The sequence below is a fragment of the Mesorhizobium sp. M0195 genome (genome assembly GCF_040322115.1).
In the GTDB taxonomy this organism is placed as follows: Bacteria; Pseudomonadota; Alphaproteobacteria; order Rhizobiales; family Rhizobiaceae; genus Mesorhizobium.
Genome location: NZ_JAMYSV010000011.1, coordinates 88,210 through 109,092 on the forward strand (window position 1 = coordinate 88,210; position 20,883 = coordinate 109,092).

Genomic DNA, 20,883 nt, shown 5'->3' on the forward strand with positions numbered 1-20,883 from the left:
TATGTGCAAGCCGCCATCACCGGGGCTCGGCTCGGGACTAGATTGGGCGATCGGCGTTCAGGTGTCCACTCTGCATGTGACTCCAGCATAAACTCTGTGCAGGGCCACCGCGCGACCCTCGCGCTGCCGGATTCAACAAATTGCCCGGCGTTCCGCCTGCGCATTGATTAAATCAGCTATCTCGATATACAGGGTAAATTTCGGGTATGGATTTCGCATGGGCCGGGCAATTTCATGAGTCGCAATTTTCTGGTGATTGAACCTGAGGAAGGCATTGCCGTGCTCAAGGGGCTTGCCTCCTCGGCGCGGATCTCGATGCTGAAACTGCTGCATGAGAAGGGGCCGATGAATATCAACGAAATCGCCGCCGTGCTGTCGCTGCCGCAGTCGACCGTCTCGACCAACATCCAGGTGCTGGAGGATGCGGGGCTGATCCGAACCGAGAACCTGAAAGCGAAGAAAGGCAGTCAGAAAATCTGTTATCCGACGGCCGAAGAAGTGCTTGTCGTGTTCAAGAGCGAATACCGTGCGGTCAAGAACGATGCGATAGAAGTGTCGATGCCGATCGGGCTTTACACCGGCTTCGAGGTTACCGCGCCCTGCGGCCTTTGTTCGCCGGACGGCATCATCGGCTTGCTCGATGTTCCCAACACTTTCCTTGATCCGGATCGCATGAAAGCCGGTTTGCTGTGGTTCATGCGCGGTTATGTCGAATACCAGTTCCCCAACAATGCCAAGCTTGCCAATGCCGAGATCACCGGACTCGAAGTGGCGATAGAGCTGTCTTCGGAAGTGCCGGGCACCAGCGCCGATTGGCCCTCGGACATCACGCTGACGATCAATGGTGTCGATGTCGGCACCTGGACGTCACCGGGGGATTTCGGCGACAAGCGCGGCGTCTTCACGCCCTCCTGGTGGAAGCTCAAGGGCTCGCAATACGGAAAGCTGAAGAACTGGCGAATTGCCAATGACGGCACCTATGTCGACGGTCTCAGGATTTCCGAAACCGGCCTCGCCGCACTCGATCTGAAGAGCCATCATTCAATCCGCGTCCGTATCGGCGTCAAGGACGATGCCGAGCGCCCCGGCGGGATCAACATTTTCGGCAAGGGCTTTGGAAATTACGATCAGGACATCCTGCTCAGGATCAAAACTGGTTGATATCATGAAACCGGGTTCTGAAGATAACTTAGCAATTTCAACTAGCTGGCTTTCTGCCGTGCCAAAGCGTTCGTCTAATTGTCCTACATTTGGGTATTTTGGCTTGACGAAGGGCTGTCAATCCCGCTTTGATATCGGGCAAGATGATTTAAATCATCATTTTTGATATCGATGGGAGGAATGCATGAAGGCAGCCGTTACGGCTCATCCGCATTATGTTGTCTCGGAAATCGATCCGAGGCTCTACGGATCCTTCATCGAGCATCTCGGGCGGGCAGTTTACACCGGCATCTATGAGCCCGGCCATCCGACAGCGGATGTCAACGGCATGCGTCAGGACGTCATCGATCTCGTCAGGGAACTCAATGTTCCGATTGTGCGCTATCCCGGCGGCAATTTCGTCTCGGCCTACAATTGGGAAGACGGCATTGGCCCCAAGGAAGAGCGCCCGGTGCGGCTCGACCTCGCCTGGCACACGTCGGAAAGCAACGAAGTCGGCCTGCATGAATTTGCCGATTGGTGCACCTGCGCCAACACCGAGATGATGCTTGCCGTCAATCTCGGCTCGCGCGGCCTCGACGAAGCCCGCAACCTGCTGGAGTACGCTAACCATCCCGGCGGCAGCAAATGGAGCGACAAGCGCATCGCCAACGGCCGCAAGGAGCCCTTCGACGTCAAGCTCTGGTGCCTCGGCAATGAAATGGATGGCCCCTGGCAGATCGGCCACAAGACCGCGGACGAGTATGGCCGCCTGGCGCATGAGACGGCCAAGGCCATGCGCGCCTTCTCCAAGTCACTCGAACTGGTGGTCTGCGGCTCTTCGAACGCCAAGATGCCCACCTACCCTGAATGGGAAGCGACGGTTCTCGACCATACCTACAACGAGGTCGACTACATCTCGCTGCACATGTATTTCGACAACGAAGCCAACGACGCTCCGAACTATCTCGCCATGAGCGAAAAGCTCGACGCTTACATTGTCTCGGTCGCCGGCGTCATCGACTATATCAAGGCCAAGAAGCGCTCCCACAAGCAGGTTTACATCTCGTTCGACGAATGGAACGTCTGGTACCATTCCAAGGAGCAGGACAAGAAGATACTCGGCGGCAGCGACGGTTGGCCGTTCGCCCCGCCGTTGCTCGAAGACATCTATAATTTCGAGGATGTGCTGCAGGTCGGCCTGATCCTCAACACCTTCATCCGCCGTTCCGACGTCGTCAAGATCGCCTGCCTGGCACAACTGGTCAATGTCATCGCGCCGATCATGACCGTTCCGAATGGTCCGGCATGGCGGCAGACGATTTTTTATCCCTATCTGTTTGCTTCCAACTATGGCCGCGGCAATGCGCTGGATCTCAAGGTGGAAAGCCCGACCTACAGATCCAGCGTTGCGGGCGACGTCGCCTATGTCGATGTTGCCGGCGTGCACGACAGGCAAACCGGCCACGTCACCTTCTTCGCCGTCAACCGCCATTCGAGCGAGGCAATCGAAACAGTGGTCGACCTCTCCGGCTTCGGCGCGGCGGAGATCGTCGATCACCAGGTGATGGCACACGCCGATCTGAAAGCCGTCAATTCGGCCGAAAACCCTGGCAATGTCAGCCCCAGGAAGGGTGAGGGCGCCGCAGTCGCCGGCGGCAAACTAAACCTGTCGCTGCCGGCGTATTCCTACCAGTTCATACGCCTGAGGCTCTGAGTTCGGGCGGATCATCGAGAAAGCGCAAACGCTGAGGAGGAGCGTCGACGTGACGGCCGATATCGAGATCAGGAACGTGAGCAAGCAGTTCGGTGCCATGACGGTGCTGGATCATCTGTCGCTCTCCATAAGGGCACGCGAGTTCATCGTGTTCCTGGGGCCGTCCGGCTGCGGAAAATCGACGCTTCTTCGGATGATCGCCGGTCTTGAAGCTGTCGATAGCGGCGAGATTGCAATCAACAACGAGCGCATCGATCATCTGCCGCCGGGCAAGCGCGGCATTGCGATGGTGTTCCAGTCCTATGCGCTTTATCCGCATATGACGGTGCGCGACAATATGGCCTTCGGCCTTGCGAATATCGGCGTACCAGGCAAAGTCATCGAGGCGCGCATCAACGAAGCCGCCCGCATCCTCGAAATGCCGCATCTGCTCGATCGCAAGCCGGGCCAGCTCTCCGGCGGTCAGCGGCAGCGCGTTGCGATCGGCCGTGCGATCGTCAAGGAGCCGAAGGCCTTCCTGTTCGACGAGCCGCTCTCCAATCTCGATGCGGCGCTGCGCACCCGAACCCGCATCGAGCTTGCCCAGCTTCACCAGCGGCTGCAATCGACGATGATCTTCGTCACCCACGACCAGGTCGAGGCAATGACGCTGGCCGACCGCATTGTCGTCATGAACAATCGCAAGATCGACCAGATCGGTACCCCTATGGAGATCTACGAACGCCCGGCGACCAAATTCGTCGCGGGTTTCGTCGGTGCGCCGGCGATGAACTTCGTCGATGCGATACTCGACAGATCGGGCAAGAACGCCACGGCCAGATTTGCGGACGGCATCTCGGTGCAGACCGAGATCGCCTCCAGCCAATTGACCGACGGCAACTACACTTTCGGCATCCGTTCGGAAGACGTGCGCATCGTTGCCGCCGGACAGGGCAATGCCGACGGCGTCGTCGATGTGCTCGAGCGGCTCGGCGAACGCACCCTGATCTACGCGCGGCTGGGCGATGGCCAGCAGATCGTCGGCTCCGATGCCGGCAACAGCCGCGTCGCCGTAGGCGACAGAATCGGGCTCGCCTTCGACGGCCAGAAATCGCATCTGTTCAACGAGACCGGCCGCGCCTGGCACGCGAGGGAGGCCTGAGATGGTTGACCGGCTGGCGATGTCCCCGACCGCGACGCTTGCTGTCGGCGTCAGAGCCGCTACCGCCGACATCTATGCGCCGCAATGGCGAAACTTCATTTTCGTTGCGCCATTCTTGTTCTTCTTCACCACGCTGCTGCTCTTCCCGCTGCTCTGGGGGATGTGGCTGAGTTTCCACAAGGCCGACACGTTTTCGTCCGGAAATTTTGTCGGTCTCGGCAATTACGCCAGGCTGTATCACGACAAGGTCTTCTTGCAATCGATCTGGAACACCTTCTACTTCGTGCTTCTGACCGTGCCGACGCTGGCGCTGATCGGCCTTTTCCTGGCGCTTTGCCTCAACCGCCGCACGCGCACTGCCGCGGTTTTGCGGACGCTGTTCTTTTCCTCGTCGGTGCTGTCGGTCACCATCGTCACGCTGATCTGGCGCATCGTCTTCATTCCGAATGTCGGCCTGTTGTCGACGATCTACGGATGGTTCGGCGCAACCGCACCGGCCTTCATTTCCGATCCCAGCCTTGCGATGATCGGCATCGCCATTGCCACCATCTGGTGGTGCATCGGCCTGCCGATGATGCTCTTTCTCTCGGCGCTCCAGCAGATTCCACAGGATATTTACGAGGCGGCAGCGCTGGACAATGCCAATCGCTGGCAGACGCTACGCTCGATCACGCTGCCGTCGATCAAGCGGACCTTCATCCTGGTGATCATCATCCAGATCGTGCTGCAATTCCAGCTGTTCGGTCAGGCCTGGCTGATGACGCGCGGCGGTCCGAACAACCTGACCAAGCCGATCGTGCTCTACATCTACGATACCGCATTCCGTCGCTGGGATCTCGGCCTGGGTGCCGCGGCATCGGAAATCCTGTTCATCCTCATCCTGGTCGCGGCCATGGCCCAGTACCTGGTGACACGCAGCAGGGGAGACCAGGCATGAGCGCCACAGCTTCCATCAAAGGCCGGGCATTTGGCGACCATTTGTTATTGGCCCTGGTCATCCTGCTTTCGATCGTCATGATCGCGCCGGTTCTGTGGGTCATCGGCCTGTCGCTCAAGGACAATACGGAGCTGATGGCCGATCCGAACTCGGTGTTTCACGCGCCCTATACGCTGAAGAACTACATCAACACCGTCGGCACCTCGTCGGTGTTCATCTGGGTGCGCAACAGCATCATCGTCTCGGGCGGGTTGACGCTCGGCACGTTGATCCTGTCGTCGCTCGCCGGCTACGGCTTTGCGCGGCTGAATTTCCCCGGCCGAGATGTGCTGTTCGTGATCGTGCTGTTCGGCCTGGCGGTTCCGGAACAGGCGGTGCTTGTCGCCCGCCACCAGATCTTCAGCATGCTGAAGTTCCACAACACCTATCAAGGGCTCATTCTGCCGGGCCTTTCGGCTCCGTTCGGCGTCTTCCTGATGACCCAGTATTTCAAGGCCATCCCGAAGGAGCTGGACGAAGCCGCCATGCTCGATAACGCCAGCCGGCTCAGGATTTTCTGGAAGGTGCTTCTGCCGCTCACGCTGCCTGCGCAGGCGACGCTCGGCATCTTCACCTTTCTCGGCGCGTGGAACGACTACTTCTGGCCGCTGATTTCGGCGACGAGGAAGGACATGTTCACGCTGACGGTCGGCATGGCCTCGACCCAGACCAATTTCGCCCAGTCCGAAGGCATCGGCTTCCTGATGGCGCAGGCGGTGTTCGCCGGTGCCCCGATCCTGATCGTCTACCTGTTCTTCCAGAAATACATCGTCACGGCGGTCTCCGGCGCTGCGGTGAGATAACGAAGATAGCCTGACGGCCGGGGGAATGCGCAGCGATTGAAGCACGAAAGCCAATCCAGGGTGGAGCGGCGGAAACTCAGTAGGAGGAACTGATATGAAACTGAAGAAAATACTGTTTGCCGCAGTCTCTGCGGGCGCAATGCTGCTCGCAGCTCCAAGCTTCGCGGCCACGGAACTGAGCGTGCAGCGCTTTTTCGGCGCCTGCGATGCTGATTTCGGCACCAACACCGATGCCACCAAGGCCGTTGGCGAATGCGGCATCATCACCTCGCTGATCAACAAGTTCAACGCCGACAATCCCGATGTCCACGTCAACGTCACCACCGTGGAATGGCCCGGCTATGATCAGCTGACCGCCCAGTTCGCTTCAGGCGACGCTCCGGACATCGTCACGATCCATGAATCCGTACTGTCGGATTATCAGTCGAAGGGGCTGTTGATGCCGCTCGACGATCTCTTGAAGTCGGTCGGCGTGACACCCGACGCCTTCACCGACGCGGCACGCAATGGCGCCACCAAAGACGGCAAGATCTATGGTCTGCCGATCGACAGCTGGACGATGCTCTATCACGTCAACATGGATCTTTTCAAACAAGCCGGCCTCGTCAATGCAGACGGCACGCCGATTTTTCCAAAGTCGCCCGAGGAACTGCTCGCCCAGGCCGAACAGTTCAAGCAGAAGACGGGCAAGCCTTATTTCGTCCAGAACCTGGCCAATGAGACTGCACTCTACACACGCAACCTCTACACCTATCTTTTCCAGCAGGATTCCGATTTCTTTGCCGATCCGAAGCATGTGAAATTGAATACGCCGGAAGCCAAGAAGGTCGTCGAGATGTACAAGGCGATCTTCGAGAAGGGCTACACCACCAAGGATCTCGACTATGGCGGCTCGATCAACGCCTTCCTTGCCGGCGAGGGTGGTGTCCATCTCAACGGTACGTGGGTGGTCGGCGATTACAACGCCCAGTCCGAGACCAAGGGGACGGCGCTCAACAAGGGCGGATATGCGGTCTATCCGTATCCGCAGCTGTTTGGCGGCGCCCATGCGCAATATGCCGACGGCCATACCTGGGCCGTTTCGCAGAAAGACCGCACGCCTGAACAGATCGCGGCTATCGGTAAATTCCTGAAATTCTTCGCCGACAACGACTTCGAATGGTCGCGCACCGGCCACTTGCCGGCCTACAAGGCCGTCATCACCTCGGACGCCTTCAAGGCACTGCCGCATCGCAACGCGATCTCTGCGGTCGCTGATCTCGGCAAGCCGCTGCCGTCCGCCGTACAGCGTCAGTTTGCGATCCAGGACATTATCGGCGAAGAGATGAGTGCAGCAATCAGTGGCCAGAAGGACGTCGACACCGCCCTTGCCGACATGGAAAGCCGCGTCAACGAATTGCTCGCCAACATTTGACCACGGGTTTCGAAAGGCCCTCCCAAGGCACCCCGCGGCTGGAAACGGCCGCGGGGTTTTGGTGAGGAGTGGTTATTGTCCTCGAATTGCGAGAACTTGCCGGTGGCGACCGGCTCAAGCACACCAACCACGGCGCCGCAATTTCGGCAGCAGCCGACGCAAGCCCTGACCGGAGAGTTTCGTTAGAACGCCGCGGCCATGGGCATTGCGACTTTGTTGGGGATCTGGATGTCGATCTCCAATCTCGACGTCGTTTCGCCGTGATCCATGCTTACCTGCAGGAAATCCTGGTCGACCTGAACATGCCGGGCGATCACCGCCATGATCTCCTCCCGCAACACGGAGACGAGATCGGGCTGGTTGCGGCTTCGACGCTCGTAGGCCAACAGCAGTTGCAAGCGCTCGCGCGCCACGGGCGCGCTGCCGCGGCGCTTGAAGATATCGAGCAGGTTCATGCTGCCCTCCTTCCCAACAGCCGGTCGAGGAGGCCCCTCCGTTCGAAAGGCAGAATGACCGGCAGGTCCTCGCCCTCGAGTCTTCTTGCCGCGTCGATATAGGCGCGTGCGGCGGGGTTGGTGTTTTCGCTGAGCGTAACCGGCGCGCCCACATTGGATGCGCGCAGCACGTCCTGGCTCTCGGGAATTATTCCCAGCAGAGGCGTGGACAGGATCTCGAGAACGTCATCAATGCTGAGCATCTCGCCGCGGGCAGCGCGGGCAGCGTCGTAGCGCGTGACGAGGACGTGTTTGGCAATCGATTCACCTTGCTCGGCTTTCATCGTCCTGGAGTCGAGCAGGCCGATGATGCGATCGGAATCGCGGACCGAACTCACTTCCGGGTTGGTAACGATTACCGCCTCGTCGGCAAAGCGCATGGCAAGTTGCGCGCCCCGCTCTATGCCGGCCGGGCTGTCGCAGAAGACGTAGTCGAAAACCGATCGCAGCTTGTCGATGACATCGGCGACGCCTTCCTCGGTGAGAGCATCCTTGTCGCGCGTTTGCGAGGCCGGCAGCAGGAACAGCGTTTCGAGCCGCTTGTCACGGATCAGCGCCTGCGAGAGCTTGGCGGTTCCCTGAATGACGTTGACGATATCGAAAACAACGCGCCGCTCGGCGCCCATGATCAGATCGAGGTTGCGCAGGCCGACATCGAAGTCGACGAGGGCCACCCGCTTGCCGGTTTTGGCGACCGCGGCGCCGAGAGCGGCCGTCGAGGTCGTCTTGCCGACACCCCCTTTGCCGGATGTGACAACCACTACCTTGCCCATATTTGTGCCTCCAATGTTGTTAGTTGAGCGGTGCGACGCAAAGTGCGCCGTCCTCGAGAAAGGCCTGTACCGGCCTTCCTCGCGAGGAGGCGTCCATCTCCTCGGCGGTGCGGTACCAGCCGTCTACCGCCAGCAGTTCGGCTTCATTTTTCCGGCAAAAGATGCGAGCTGCGGGATTTCCCGTGGCGCCGGCGAACGCACGTCCACGCAACGTGCCGTAGACGTGGATCGATCCTCCGGCGATGATCTCGGATCCGGAACTGACGGATCCGACAATGACCACATCGCCATCGGGGTGAAAGATCGACTGGCCGGAGCGGATCGGTGCCTTGATCATCAATGAGTTCGGCGCCTGCGGCTCTTCCGTCTTGGCCTCAGCGGCTGCCTTCGGGTTCGGCTGCGCGTAAAGCGTGTCAGGGGTGGCCTCCTTGGTGCCAACGAGGAGCGGCGGCAGATCGGCATCAAGAGCAACATTGCCATCGGCCTCGATCGCGTAGATGCGAATCCCGCGCTCCGCGAGCTGTGAGACCAGATCCCGCATCTCGCCCACCTCGGGCTTGAGCATATTCAGATCGAGCACGACCGGACGGCCGGCAAAGAAGCCGGGAGAGTTTTCGGTCCAGTGATCGAGGCTTTGCAGCCATTCCCGTAGCGGGGCCTCAGGGGTGAGGGTGAAGGCTACAAACGAGCGCGCTCGAAAGCGTATGGACTTGTTTTGGATGGGAGCGACGCAGGTCACAGAGGCGAGTCCTTACTGATTGGTTAAGGCTAGCCCGGCATGGTTAACGAAAAGTTAATGGCGGCTTCTCGAGGCCTTGGCGGAGGCATTCTTTTTGCCTCCGATCGTCCCGCCGGCGCCCTGCTTCCGGTGCACGACGAGGTCCTCCTCGCGGCTGCCTGGAGGCGCATCCAGTTCACGAGGTCGGCCGACCGGTATAAGATTGCCGTGAACGCCGGGCTTATTAAGGAGTTATCGGTTTGACAAGCGTTGCCAGGGGGTCTGTCGCAGATCGCGGTCGCGTTACCTATGACCTTGGCGCGACCGCCATCTTTGCTTCCAAATCAGACCCGCGCTTTCACTATTGCCTGTATGTGCCTCCCGCGGTTGGAGAAGGGGCCAAAGTCGACCTGATGGTTGCTGTCCATGGCACCGGCCGCACCTCTTTTCTTGGATTCCGCGACGCGTTTTCCGAGTTCGGACGCTGGAACGGCTGCGCCGTGTTGTGTCCGCTGTTTCCGATCGGCGTTCTCGGGGACGATGCCCGCAGTGGGTACAAATATATGCTCGAGGGCAACATACGCTACGATCAGGTGCTGCTCGCCATGATTGAGGAGGTCAGCGCCAAATACAGTCAGGATTGGAGCCGCTTTGCCATGTTCGGATTTTCCGGCGGCGGGCATTTCACGCATCGTTTTGCTATCCTGCATCCCGACAGGCTCTGGGCGGCCTCAATCGGCGCGCCAGGCTCGGTGACCTTACTCGATCCGACGCATGACTGGTGGGTGGGCATTCGCGATCTGCCGGAGAAGTTCGGCATCACCTTCGATGCCGCAGCGCTGGCAAAAGTGCCTTTCCAGATGATCATCGGCGACGCTGACCTGGAGACTTGGGAAATCACTCATGTCCAAGGCAGCACCCATTGGATGCCAGGCGCCAACGATGCCGGGCGAACACGGCCGGAACGCCTCAGGGCATTGTGTCGATCGTTCGAGGAGGCGGGTGCGCGCGTGCGTTTCGATTTGCTGCCAGGCGTATCTCATGAACGGGACGCGGTTCTCGATTCCGTCAAGGACTTCCTCGCCCAGCAACTCAAGGAACGACGGGACGCCTCACCATGAATCGTTGCGCTTCAGCTTGTGAAGAGATTACGGCAATCAAAACCCGACCGCGTCGATCGCATCCAACAGCGATCTGCTGGCCGTGCGCGACAACTAGAGCAACGCTTCGTAGCGATCGCCGATCTTGTCGACTGTGAAATCCAGCGCCCTGTTTCTCAGCACGGCAGCAGGGATGGGGTGATCCAGCATTTCGGCCATCGCCTTTGCCAGGGCTGCGGCATCACCGACCGGTACCAAGGTGCCGAAGCGGCCGTCACCGAGTATTTCGCGCGGGCCATGCGGAGCATCGGTAGAAATTACGGGGACACCTGCAGCCATGGCCTCGACCAACACGTTGCCAAAGCCTTCGCTCGTGGATGTAAGGACGAACAGATCGGCTGCGCCATAGCAAGCTGCGGGGTCGTTGACGTAGCCGGCAAAGAGCACGTGCGCGCCGATGCCGGTCTCTTCGGCATAGGCGTGCAATTCGGCAGCCAGCGGACCTTCGCCGAAGATGACAAGCCGGGCAGGGCGGCCGGCGCGCAGGGCAGCGAAGGCCCGCAGCAAAGTCCGGTGGTCCTTGACCGGCACCAGGCGTCCGGCGGTGGCGATGACCGAGCCATCGCCCATCGCCGCCAACGCTGCCTGCCAGGCATAGGAAGTCCCCTGCGGTGCTTCAGCCGGCGGCAGCGGGTTGTTGATGACGACGACCTTGGATTTGGGGAAGCCGCGGGCGATGATGTCACGGCCGACACCCGCCGAAACGGCGATGGCTTTGGTTGCACGCGCGCCAACCAGCGCGGAAAGCCCGATCGCCAGTCTCGCGCCGAGGCCGCTGGCAGGCAGCGAGGCGGCGGCGTGGAAACTTGGAAAGAATTTTGCCCGGCTTCTGGCCAACATGAGTGACAGCGCCATCACCAGATTGGCGAATTCCGGGGCACTATAGACCGCATCAGGATCAAGGCGGCGGAACAAATTTGCGCTTCGCACGATGCCTTTCAGCGTCGCCGACTTGGCGTAACCCTCGCCGCGCAAGAGAAGGCCGAAGTCGACCAGATGCACGGCAGCGGAACGCAGCGCGGCGTTAGGGCCTTCCGCGTTCCAGGTAAAAAGCGTGACCTCGTGGCCACGCGACGCCAGTTCATTTGCCATCAGGACGAAGACACGTTCGGCGCCGCCGCCCCTCAGGCTGGCGATGTGGAAAACGATGCGCTTCACCATGCCTTGCTTCAGGCTCGGCTGGCGGCAAGGCCTGATCGGTTCGGCGGCCGACGCATGTCGCGGATGATGCCCATGCCGATGGCCAGCAGCATGCCCAGGGCAAAGCCTGCGAACGCTCCTGCGCCTGCTACCAGGGCAGTGCGCGGGGGCCATGAGCGCGCGGGCGGGGGCACCGCGGTCGAAATCACCTGTACGTTTGTCGTGTCGATCTGCTCGCGCTCGCTGATTTGGCGTGCACGCGACAGGAAGCTCTCATAGACGGCTCTCTTCGAGGCGGCATCGCGTTCAAGTTCACGCAGGGCGACTTCGGACTCGCTGTCGGTGAAAACATTGCTCTTCAGATCGTTCATCCTGGCGTTGAGAGAAGCCAACGAGGCCCTGGCCTTGTCCAGGCTGGCCTTTGCCGTGCCGACGGTGCGGGTGAACTCGGCCCGGAGTTGCGAGTTGACGGTCTCGAGTTCCGTCCTGAGCCTGACAATCGTCGGGTGGCGAGGACCGAAGGTCATCGACTGTGAATCGATCTGCTGCCGCAGGCTGTTTGACCTGTCGCGCAGCGCTGCGAGCGCTTCCGAAACCGTGGGGTCGGGATTGGCCCCATTGATGCCGGAGGCAACCAGGGCGTCGTAGCTTGCCTGCGCGGCGATGACGCGCGATTGCGCATCGACGATTTCGCCATTGAGTTGCGTCAGCGTCTGCGAACTGACAAGCTGGCCATTGCTGGAGGACAGATTGTGGCTGCGCCTATAGCTCTCGACCTTCTCTTCGGCAGCCTGCACGTCGCTCTTGAGTTGGCCAAGCCGGCTGTCAAGGGCTGCCGCGGCACGGCTGGCGCCGGCAGCTTCGGCCTTGGCCAGTTCTTCCTGGAAGTTTTTGACTATGGCCTGCGAGATCAGGATCGCCTTGGCGGTGGTTTCCGCAGATACAGAGAGGGTTGTGACGAACGATGTCGGGTCCGCGATGGCGTCTACCCGGTCCGCCAGATTCTTCAAGGCGATGAGCCTCGGGTCGGGCTTCGCCACAGCGCCAGACGAGGATATGCTCCGGTCCGGATCGAAAAACTCGGGATCGTGAGTCAGATTCAGTTCGTCCACCACACGGGATAGCACGTTGCCCGAGGTCAGGATGCGCTGCTTGCTGCGCGTGCTGAGCAACTGGCTATCGACCTGGCCCGGTTGCGAGTAGAGGTCGTTTTCCACAACCTGCAAATTGGAAGGGTTGATGAGGACCTCCGTCGTGACGGTGTAACGCTGCTTGCTCAGCAATGCATAGGCGCCGCCGACAATGCCGCCGATTACCGCCAGCATGAACGCCAGGGCGAGGCCGGCCCGCAGCCAGACGAACAGGCGTCGAAAATCGAGCTCGAGGAAATCGCCGATCTTGTCCAGGGTCACCGTGGCGACAGGCTCCGGAGGTTGCGGCGTCACCGGTGCGGAGCTTAGCGCCGCGACTGGGCCATGCTGTTGCAGCAATGCCCTGCGCCGTGCATTGGCAATACGCTCGAATGCACTGTTGTTGGAAGCCGTCGCGGAGATAGGGGGGGTGCCGGAACCGGCAGGCATGGTGACAACCCTTGTTAAATCATTACGCTTGGCCTGCTCTACAGAAACATCGTTAACATCTTATTTTCCAAGTTGGCCCATTTGCCGTTCATACCCATTCGTCCGGTGGACGTTGAAGGGATCCGTTGCCCAGAATCTGGTGCGAATCCTTGCCATCGCCGGACTGGCGCCCGAACCGGGTGCGTGATTTTCATGAAATCGGTAACGCGCACTTAACGGCGCGCTTGTATTGAAAGCATCGCAACGCCTTTTGGATGACAACTGAAGCACTGACCGCGACCTGCAGGATGGCATCAGTCGCCTGCAATTGCAGGAGGGGAACGTGAACAAATTCCATTCGATCCAGTATCTTCGCGCCTGCGCGGCCTTGCTGGTTCTGTTCGCGCACGCTTTTTCTTACCAGATCGGCATCGACAATCCGATTATCGTGACCGCGGGGCGCCTTGGCGTTGTTCTGTTTTTCGTCGTTAGCGGGTTCATAATGGTCTATATTACAGGAAATGGTGTTTTCTCTGCTCCAACCTTCCTGAAACGCCGGGCGATCCGGATTGTCCCCCTCTACTGGCTTTTCACAAGCGTCGCCGCACTTCTGGCCGCTCTTGCACCAAGTCTCTTCCAGACGACTGTGTTTACGTGGCCCCACTATCTCCAGTCGCTCTTCTTCGTTGTCCACGAAGCGCCCGAACGAGATGGCGTCAGCCCAATTCTGGCACTCGGCTGGACGCTCAATTATGAGGTCTATTTCTATATCGCATTTGCGGCGCTCGCGTTCCTGTCAGTGACCGCGCGCGTAATTGTGCTGACGGTCTTTTTCATTGCGATGTGGCTGGCCGGGCTGGTGATGGCTCCCACCAACCCTGTTATCCAGTTCTATCTGAACGCTTCTCCGGTGGCGTTCGTCATCGGCATGTGGATAGGCCGGCGCTATCTGGATGGCGGCCTTGTTTCCGGCACACGCCATGCCTGGCTACTCGGCCTCATGGCCGCTGCAGGTGTGGTGCTTGCATTCGTCGATGACGGCACGCCGCTGATGAGCCAGATCAGCTTCGTAGGGCAGGTAATGTGGGCAGCCAGCCTGCTTCATCTTGGCCTCATACTGGAACCGAAACTGAAGCACTGGAGCCTGCTCGAAGAGCTCGGCGACGCCTCCTACGCGCTTTACCTGTCGCATATCTTCGTGATCGGCGCCGTGGCCTATTTGGCCAGGCGCACCATCGGCTACGAACATCCGGCGACGGTGTTGCTGGTCTCCGTGGTCAGCATCGTGACGGCCTGCATAGCCAGTCTGGCGATCCACCAGATGATCGAGAAGCCGATTCTTCTCGCTCTGAACGGCAGAAGAACGATCAGAAACACATCGCTTCCTTACGCTGTCACGGGGAACAAATAGGGAGACCGTGCAAACGTACGGGCATCGAATTTAACGGTTGTGGCAAACGCATGGCCCGGCGCATATTTCGCCGGCACACACATGCCGCCTCCCTTCGGCGGCCCCTTGAATGGATCTCGTTGGCCGGCATGCCGTTTGAACATCTTCATCTGGATGGGACCATGAGCTATCCCGCTGCCGCATCGGAACGATTGTTGTCCACCCAGGCGCGCCGTCAAAATGCGCTGTCGCTGCTGTTTTTCCTGTGCGCGGCGTTCGCGTTCCTGCTTCGCTTTACGGTATCACCGCAGGTGATGAACATGGTCGTCGACTATACGGCCCAGGGAGGCTCGTTCTACGAGAAGCTGCATTTCGGCACCTATGCGATCTTCCTGCTGCTTGCTGTCGTTCTTTTCAGCCGACCGTTTCTGCTGCAGGGCGACGAAATTGGAATATTCAAAGCGTTGGTCCGCTATTCGGTGCTGATGTTCGCGCTGGTGCCTTATCTGTTCGCTACCGGCCGCGCGGGCTCCTCCGGGTTCATCATCGATACCTATCTGGTGGCCGGCGCCGCAGGCCTGTTGATGCTGGCATTAAACGCGGAGTCGCGGCGGGCGCTGGGCGACGTCGTGCTTGGAATGGCCATCCTCAGCGCCGTGATCGGCACGATCGAGGCCGTGACTCAACATCGATTTCTGCCGTACGGTATCAACGAACTGCAGTTCAGGCCGATCGGCCTGGCAGCCCACCCGCTGTCACTGGGTGCGCTCTGCGCCACGGTCATCGGATTCGTACCGCTGACGCGCTGGCGCATATGGGTGCGGGTGGTGGCGATCTTCGTATTGGTCGTCGGTTGTGCTGCATCGGGCGCTCGCGCCGCACTGCTGCTCGCTGCCGGAGAAATCCTCATTCTACTGCTGTTCGTGCCTTGGCCGGGCCTGTCGCTCAAGTATGAGCGGCAGGCCAAATTTGTCGTGCTGATGTTCACCGTGACGGGTGGCGCGATGCTCGTAGCGATGCTGTTTGCGGGCGGTCTGCTGAACCGGTTCAGCAACACCATCTTCGACCAAAACTTTATGGCCCGGGTGACGATCTACCAGGTGTTCGGACTTGTCAGCTGGAAAGACATCCTGTTCGGCATGAACGGCGACGAACTCCTGAAGATCGTCAACGAGAAGCTGCATCTCCCGTTCATCGAGAGCGCGCCGGTGGTCATCGTCATGCTCTTCGGTCTGCCCATAGCCGTGCTCTTTACAGTGTTGATATTCTGGTTCATTTTTCGGCTGCTGCGCGGGGCGCCGCTGCCTGCCTGGATAGGCACCATGACCTTCTTGCTTGCCGCGCTGTCGAACAACGCACTCTCTTCAAAGTCGCCGGAGATTGCGATTATGGTGGTGTTGCTGCTTGCCTTCAGAAAGCAGCCCTATCGGGGCCAGTTCGAAAGCATTCCTTCGGCCGCTGCGTCCCACCCAAACCCGGCTGGATCTCGTTAAGCCCCGACCTCAGATCCGGTCAGCCAGCGCTGTCCACGACCTCGACACGTCCCGCGCGGTTGAGCGTGTGAATGCCCGCGCGGGCCCATGCCGGCCCCGGATCGATTGGGCGGGGCAGTTCGAAACGGATATCGAAATCATCAAGCCGATCCAGTCGCATTAACCCCAGGCCGCCACCATAGGCTCTTGAGCCGTTTTGCACCGGCAGCAGCAGCGAGCCCTCCTGGCGGATAAAGGCGCCGCCCGGCCGAGTGGCGGAGTGGTCGACCGCGACGGGATTGAGCGCGTGCGCAGCCCACGGCCCACGCAGCGCCGGGGCGGAATAGACCGCCATCGTGTCAGACGCGCTACCGTGACCGAACCGCTCAGTCCCCAACAGCCAGAAGCGGCCGTCGGATTCGAGCAGCGTGGCGTCGTTGAAATCCCTGTTCGTCATCAGCACCGTATCGCGTACCCAGCGATCCGGAAACTGCACGGCACGGTAGAGCACCAGTTCGCGCGCCGTAGCGCTTTCCGGGATCATGAAAATCTCGCCGGAGCGAGCGAACACCTGCGGATATGACAGGTGGTGTGCTTCCTCCAGCACCACCTTCGGCACGCCGAAAGTGCCGTCGGTGCCGAGTTCGGCTACCGAAATCACGCCGCGGCCCGTGGCATAGGGAAATTCCTCGACAAACAGAAAATGGCGGCCGTCGCGCTCGAGAACGAACGGATCGGCGTAGAAGCGCTGCCCGTCATCGGCAAGCACGGTGAACGGCTTACCGTCGAGTCGTCCGGTCTCGGCGACGCCTGGACCGTCGATCAGCCGGTAAGCAACCTGCCAATAGAAGGGGCGCCGACCACGTCGCAGTTTTTGCACCGCGCGGTCGACCATTCCCCTGCCGAAAAAGGGCAGATAGTGCCTGATAAATCCGCCTTTCTGCAGGGGCGGCGCCGGGCTCTCAATAATCGGCGCAAGTTTGCCCGCGGAAAAGCGGGCGACACATTGGGCGATCAGGGAGATGGCGCCGGCGAGCAGGTCGTTGCTGGTCCGGGAGAGCCATAGCCGATCGCTGATCATCGGCCGCGCCCTGGCGACGGCAACGCCGTCGAGGCGCGCGGTGAGTTCGGGCAACCGCCCGCTCGCCAGCATCTCGGTCATGCCCGCGGCAAAGCTGCTGTGGCCGCAAAATTCGAGCGTCAGGACAGGCGTGCCCCGTCGGGCGGCGATAGCGGTAAGATCGACTACAAGATCGACTGGGCCGGTATCGCCGGATCGCAACGGCTCGGAACGGCTTGCCAATGAGGGGCCGAAGCGCCGGCCCTCGAGCGCCAGCACATCATCCATTCCGCGCGCATTGGGTTCAGGCGTCGGCGCGCGGCTACTCGAAACCGCATGTCCAGCCGCACTCAACCGCGCCAGAAGCTCATTTTCCCAGCGCCGGGATGCGTCGGCGTGGCCGATGATTAAAATATTAGTCAATCCAATATATTCTTTTTCAAGACTACTACCGTAGACTACTTGTCAGCCCAACCTTTCACAAGAGTTAAGCCGGGAGAACGCGGCCTTGGTTGTTAATCATATATTAAGAATTGAGATCACGAAGGCGCTTCTCGACGCTATTATAGCTCGTGCGGGCAATAGTCGGCATGTCCCGAAGGCTGCAGGCGACCAGGATCAGCGATGAACGTCCTTTCACGTCCAAAACTGCCATCGAGGCAGAAACTGCTGATCGTGTTCGGCACGAGGCCGGAGGCACTCAAATGCTTTCCAGTGGCGCGCGCCGCCCTTGCTCATCCAGGCTTCATCACCGAAATATGCATAACCGCCCAGCATCGCGAAATGGTCGACCAGGTTGTCGAGCTGACCGGCCTGCCTGTGCATCACGATCTCAACATCATGCAACCCGGCCAGTCGCTGTTCGACGTGACCTCGCGCGTGCTCCTTGGCATGGCCGAGGTGCTGGACAAGGCCAAGCCCGATATCGTCATGGTGCAGGGCGACACCACCACGGCGATGGCCGCGGCTCTGGCTGCCTTCTACAAGCGTATCCCGGTCGCTCATGTCGAAGCAGGATTGCGCAGCCACAACGTCAACTCGCCGTTTCCTGAAGAACTGAACCGCAAGATTGCCGGCGACATCGCCACCTGGCATTTTGCGCCGACCGTTCAGGCGCGCGACAACCTCATCGCCGAAGGAAAAGCCGAAAGCACCATCTTTGTGACCGGTAACACGGTGATCGATACACTGTTGCATTTTTCAAGCGCGATCGATGCCGACAGGCTGATGAACGCGAAGCTCGCTGCCCGCTTCCCTTTCCTCGACCCTTCCAAGAAGATGATCCTCGTCACCGGCCATCGCCGCGAGAATTTCGACGGCGGCATCCAGCGCATCTGTACGGCGTTGAAGGGATTGGCGGCGCGCGGAGACGTGCAGATCGTCTACCCTGTCCATCCAAACCCCAATGTGCGCTCAGTGGTCAACGCAGAGCTGGAAGGCGTGCCGAACATCCACCTGGTCGAGCCGCAGGACTATCTGCCGTTCCTGTACCTGCAGAAGCAGAGCTATCTGGTGCTTACCGATAGCGGTGGCGTGCAGGAAGAAGCGCCTTCACTCGGCAAGCCGGTGCTGGTAATGCGCGAAAATACCGAGCGACCCGAGGGGATCGTGGCCGGCACCGCCCGTCTTGTCGGCACCGATGTCGAGAAAATCCTGTTCAACGCCAATCGCCTGCTCGACGATCAGGCTGCCTATCGCGGCATGGCGGAACGACACAACCCATATGGCGATGGCCGGGCCAGTAACCGGATTGTTGAGGAACTGCTGCATCATGGCTGAAATCAAAACCGTTTCCGTAATCGGCATGGGCTATATCGGCCTGCCGACCTGCGCCATTTTCGCCAGCCGCGGGCTCAACGTCATTGGCGTCGATGTCAACGGAGCGGTGGTCGAGAAGGTCAACCGCGGCGAAATCCACATCGTCGAGCCGGACCTTGACGGTCTGATCCAGAAGGTCGTGGCGAACGGCAAGCTCATGGCCTACAGCACGCCGCAGCCGGCGGACGCCTATATCATCGCCGTGCCGACCCCGATGACCCACGACCATAAGCCGGACGTGACCTACGTGCTCGCGGCGGCACGAAGCATCGCCCCAGTGCTGAAGCGGGGAGACCTTGTGGTATTGGAGTCGACATCGCCGGTCGGAACCACGCGGATCATGACCGGGCTGCTTGCCGAATCGCGGCCCGATCTCAAATTTCCTGTCCAGCATGGCGAAGATGCCGATGTGCTGGTCGCCTATTCGCCCGAGCGCGTGCTGCCGGGAAAGGTGCTGACCGAGCTGATCAACAATGATCGCTCGATCGGTGGATTGTCACGCAAATCGTCGGAACGGACCGCGGCACTCTATGCGACCTTCGTCACTGGCGACCTGTTCATGACAACGGCCGAAAGTGCTGAGCTGGTGAAACTGACGGAGAACGCGTTCCGCGACGTCAACATCGCCTTTGCCAACGAGCTTGCAGCAGTGTGTCAGGATCTGTCTCTCAATGTATGGGAAGTGATCGATCTCGCCAATCGGCACCCTCGCGTGAACATCCTCCAGCCGAGCCCGGGCGTTGGCGGTCACTGCATTGCGGTCGATCCATATTTTATCATCGATGCCGCACCCAACAGCACGCGGCTGATGGCTTCGGCACGCCGGATCAATTCCGAGCGGCCCATGTCGGTGGTCAGGGATATCGAGGCCTTGCTCGATCCCTCCCGCAAGCAGACGATCGCCTGTCTTGGCCTCAGCTTCAAAGCCAACATCGACGATTTGCGCGAGAGCCCGGCCGTCGAAGTGGTGAAGCTTCTGTCCGATATCCCCAATGTGAAGATCATTGCGGCTGAACCCAACACAAATGCGCTGCCGCACGAGCTGGAGGGCAGGGGCATCGTGTTCACCGATGCTCTATCGGCCATCGACAAATCCGATATCGTCGTCCTCCTGGTCGACCATCGGCAATTCAATCTGGTCGACCCCGAAGCGCTCAAGGACAAGAAGCTCGTCGATACGAGGGGCCTGTGGACGTGGCGCAAGGCGCGCAAGCCGGACGCCCGCATCGAAGGCAAGAAACCAGAGATCGCACAAGTGCCGCTTGCAAGGGAGCAGGCCGCATGAACGCGCACGCCCCGGCTTGGGCGCAGCATTCCCTGTTGGCATCACGGCGCCGGGAGTTCCTTGGTGCACCTATCCATGCGCTGACCATGGCAGAGACGCTGGCCATCGCCGAAGAGGCGATGACCCTGCGGCGGCCGCTGCATCATGTGGTGGTGAACGTCGCCAAGCTGGTGACCATGCGCCAGAATGCCGAACTGCGCGACGACGTGGCCGGGGCGGACGTCGTCAATGTCGATGGCATCGGCGTGCTTTGGGGCGCCCGTTTGTGCGGCGTCGCGTTGCCCGAGCGGGTGGCGGGCGTCGACATCATGATCAATCTGCTGAGCCTCTGCGCGATGCGTGGATTCAGGCCGTATCTGGTGGGGGCCGAACAGCACGTTCTCGATGCGGTCGTAGCGAGACTTGCCAATGACCATCCGAGCCTCAGCATAGCGGGAACGCGCAACGGCTATTTCAAGCCGGAGGACGAGGCTGGGATCGTCGCGGCGATCAACGCCTCGGATGCCGACTGCCTGTTGGTGGCCATGCCGACACCGCGCAAGGAACGTTTTCTCAAACGCTACCGCGATGAACTCGCCCCAAGCTTCGTGATGGGCGTGGGCGGCAGTTTCGACGTCTATGGCGGCAAGGTTGCCCGTGCGCCGAGGCTGATACAAGCGGCCGGCCTGGAGTGGCTGTTCCGCGTCGTCCAGGAGCCGCGACGCTTGTGGCGCCGCTACTACGATACCAACACTGCCTATGCCGGGCTGCTCTGCCGGGAGTTCTGGGAGCGTCGCTGGCGCCGAAACGCCGGTTTATAGATTCGCGTTCCCTCACAAAACAG

18 protein-coding genes are annotated in these 20,883 nt (G+C 60.2%); 12 read left to right on the forward strand and 6 right to left on the reverse strand.

Annotation, left to right across the window (positions count from 1 at the left end):
* Window positions 1–234 precede the first annotated feature (234 nt).
* From NKJ12_RS20865 to NKJ12_RS20890, 6 genes are all read left to right on the forward strand, one after another.
* Window positions 235–1,161 carry an ArsR/SmtB family transcription factor gene (locus NKJ12_RS20865; protein WP_352704753.1) on the forward strand — a complete coding sequence of 309 codons (927 nt, stop codon included), beginning with the start codon at window positions 235–237 and terminating at the stop codon, window positions 1,159–1,161.
* A gap of 184 nt (window positions 1,162–1,345) precedes the next feature.
* Window positions 1,346–2,857, forward strand: a complete 1,512-nt coding sequence (arfA, locus tag NKJ12_RS20870; protein ID WP_352704755.1) for an arabinosylfuranosidase ArfA — start codon at window positions 1,346–1,348, stop codon at window positions 2,855–2,857.
* Between the two features lie 49 nt (window positions 2,858–2,906).
* Window positions 2,907–3,998, forward strand: a complete 1,092-nt coding sequence (locus tag NKJ12_RS20875; protein ID WP_352704757.1) for an ABC transporter ATP-binding protein — start codon at window positions 2,907–2,909, stop codon at window positions 3,996–3,998.
* A gap of 19 nt (window positions 3,999–4,017) precedes the next feature.
* Window positions 4,018–4,935 carry a carbohydrate ABC transporter permease gene (locus NKJ12_RS20880; RefSeq protein WP_352704851.1) on the forward strand — a complete coding sequence of 306 codons (918 nt, stop codon included), beginning with the start codon at window positions 4,018–4,020 and terminating at the stop codon, window positions 4,933–4,935.
* Window positions 4,932–5,777: a carbohydrate ABC transporter permease gene (locus tag NKJ12_RS20885; protein ID WP_352475707.1), complete on the forward strand. Its 846-nt coding sequence runs from the start codon at window positions 4,932–4,934 to the stop codon at window positions 5,775–5,777. The genes NKJ12_RS20880 and NKJ12_RS20885 overlap by 4 nt, the downstream gene beginning before the upstream one ends.
* 94 nt (window positions 5,778–5,871) lie before the next feature.
* Window positions 5,872–7,191: an ABC transporter substrate-binding protein gene (locus NKJ12_RS20890; RefSeq protein ID WP_352704759.1), complete on the forward strand. Its 1,320-nt coding sequence runs from the start codon at window positions 5,872–5,874 to the stop codon at window positions 7,189–7,191.
* 182 nt (window positions 7,192–7,373) lie between these two features.
* On the opposite strand, the gene minE is transcribed toward NKJ12_RS20890, so the two are convergent.
* The 3 genes from minE to minC are packed head-to-tail and all read right to left on the reverse strand — an operon-like array spanning window position 7,374 to window position 9,197.
* Window positions 7,374–7,646 (reverse strand): cell division topological specificity factor MinE, encoded by a 273-nt coding sequence (gene minE, locus NKJ12_RS20895; protein WP_023677151.1) that lies wholly within the window; start codon window positions 7,644–7,646, stop codon window positions 7,374–7,376.
* Complete coding sequence (minD, locus tag NKJ12_RS20900) at window positions 7,643–8,458, reverse strand: septum site-determining protein MinD (protein WP_254819515.1); 816 nt, start codon at window positions 8,456–8,458, stop codon at window positions 7,643–7,645. Before minD ends, minE begins: the two co-directional genes overlap by 4 nt.
* Window positions 8,459–8,477: 19 nt before the next feature.
* Complete coding sequence (gene minC, locus NKJ12_RS20905; protein WP_352704761.1) at window positions 8,478–9,197, reverse strand: septum site-determining protein MinC; 720 nt, start codon at window positions 9,195–9,197, stop codon at window positions 8,478–8,480.
* Window positions 9,198–9,436: 239 nt separating this feature from the next.
* Between minC and NKJ12_RS20910 the strand changes: the two genes are divergently transcribed.
* Window positions 9,437–10,297 carry an alpha/beta hydrolase gene (locus NKJ12_RS20910; protein WP_352704763.1) on the forward strand — a complete coding sequence of 287 codons (861 nt, stop codon included), beginning with the start codon at window positions 9,437–9,439 and terminating at the stop codon, window positions 10,295–10,297.
* Window positions 10,298–10,390: 93 nt separating this feature from the next.
* Here the strand turns inward: NKJ12_RS20910 and NKJ12_RS20915 are convergent, their stop codons facing one another.
* Together NKJ12_RS20915 and NKJ12_RS20920 are read right to left on the reverse strand one after the other, a co-directional pair.
* Window positions 10,391–11,497, reverse strand: coding sequence for a glycosyltransferase (locus NKJ12_RS20915; RefSeq protein WP_352704765.1), 1,107 nt, complete (start codon window positions 11,495–11,497; stop codon window positions 10,391–10,393).
* An 8-nt stretch (window positions 11,498–11,505) separates the two neighbouring features.
* Window positions 11,506–13,056, reverse strand: a complete 1,551-nt coding sequence (locus NKJ12_RS20920; protein ID WP_352704767.1) for a GumC family protein — start codon at window positions 13,054–13,056, stop codon at window positions 11,506–11,508.
* Between the two features lie 322 nt (window positions 13,057–13,378).
* On the opposite strand from NKJ12_RS20920, the gene NKJ12_RS20925 reads away from it, so the two are divergent.
* Window positions 13,379–14,446: an acyltransferase family protein gene (locus NKJ12_RS20925; protein ID WP_352704769.1), complete on the forward strand. Its 1,068-nt coding sequence runs from the start codon at window positions 13,379–13,381 to the stop codon at window positions 14,444–14,446.
* A 161-nt stretch (window positions 14,447–14,607) separates the two neighbouring features.
* Window positions 14,608–15,918, forward strand: a complete 1,311-nt coding sequence (locus NKJ12_RS20930) for a VpsF family polysaccharide biosynthesis protein (RefSeq protein WP_352704771.1) — start codon at window positions 14,608–14,610, stop codon at window positions 15,916–15,918.
* Between the two features lie 19 nt (window positions 15,919–15,937).
* On the opposite strand, the gene NKJ12_RS20935 is transcribed toward NKJ12_RS20930, so the two are convergent.
* Window positions 15,938–17,236, reverse strand: coding sequence for a glucosamine inositolphosphorylceramide transferase family protein (locus NKJ12_RS20935; RefSeq protein ID WP_502905722.1), 1,299 nt, complete (start codon window positions 17,234–17,236; stop codon window positions 15,938–15,940).
* Between the two features lie 345 nt (window positions 17,237–17,581).
* Here NKJ12_RS20935 and wecB point away from each other — a divergent pair, with 345 nt between their 5' ends.
* The 3 genes from wecB to NKJ12_RS20950 are packed head-to-tail and all read left to right on the forward strand — an operon-like array spanning window position 17,582 to window position 20,860.
* Window positions 17,582–18,736: a non-hydrolyzing UDP-N-acetylglucosamine 2-epimerase gene (gene wecB / locus NKJ12_RS20940; protein WP_352507206.1), complete on the forward strand. Its 1,155-nt coding sequence runs from the start codon at window positions 17,582–17,584 to the stop codon at window positions 18,734–18,736.
* Window positions 18,729–20,060 (forward strand): UDP-N-acetyl-D-mannosamine dehydrogenase, encoded by a 1,332-nt coding sequence (gene wecC, locus NKJ12_RS20945; protein WP_352704775.1) that lies wholly within the window; start codon window positions 18,729–18,731, stop codon window positions 20,058–20,060. Before wecB ends, wecC begins: the two co-directional genes overlap by 8 nt.
* The gene (locus NKJ12_RS20950) at window positions 20,057–20,860 is read left to right on the forward strand and encodes a WecB/TagA/CpsF family glycosyltransferase (RefSeq protein WP_352704777.1); all 804 of its coding nucleotides are present in this window, start codon (window positions 20,057–20,059) and stop codon (window positions 20,858–20,860) included. The genes wecC and NKJ12_RS20950 overlap by 4 nt, the downstream gene beginning before the upstream one ends.
* Window positions 20,861–20,883 lie beyond the last annotated feature (23 nt).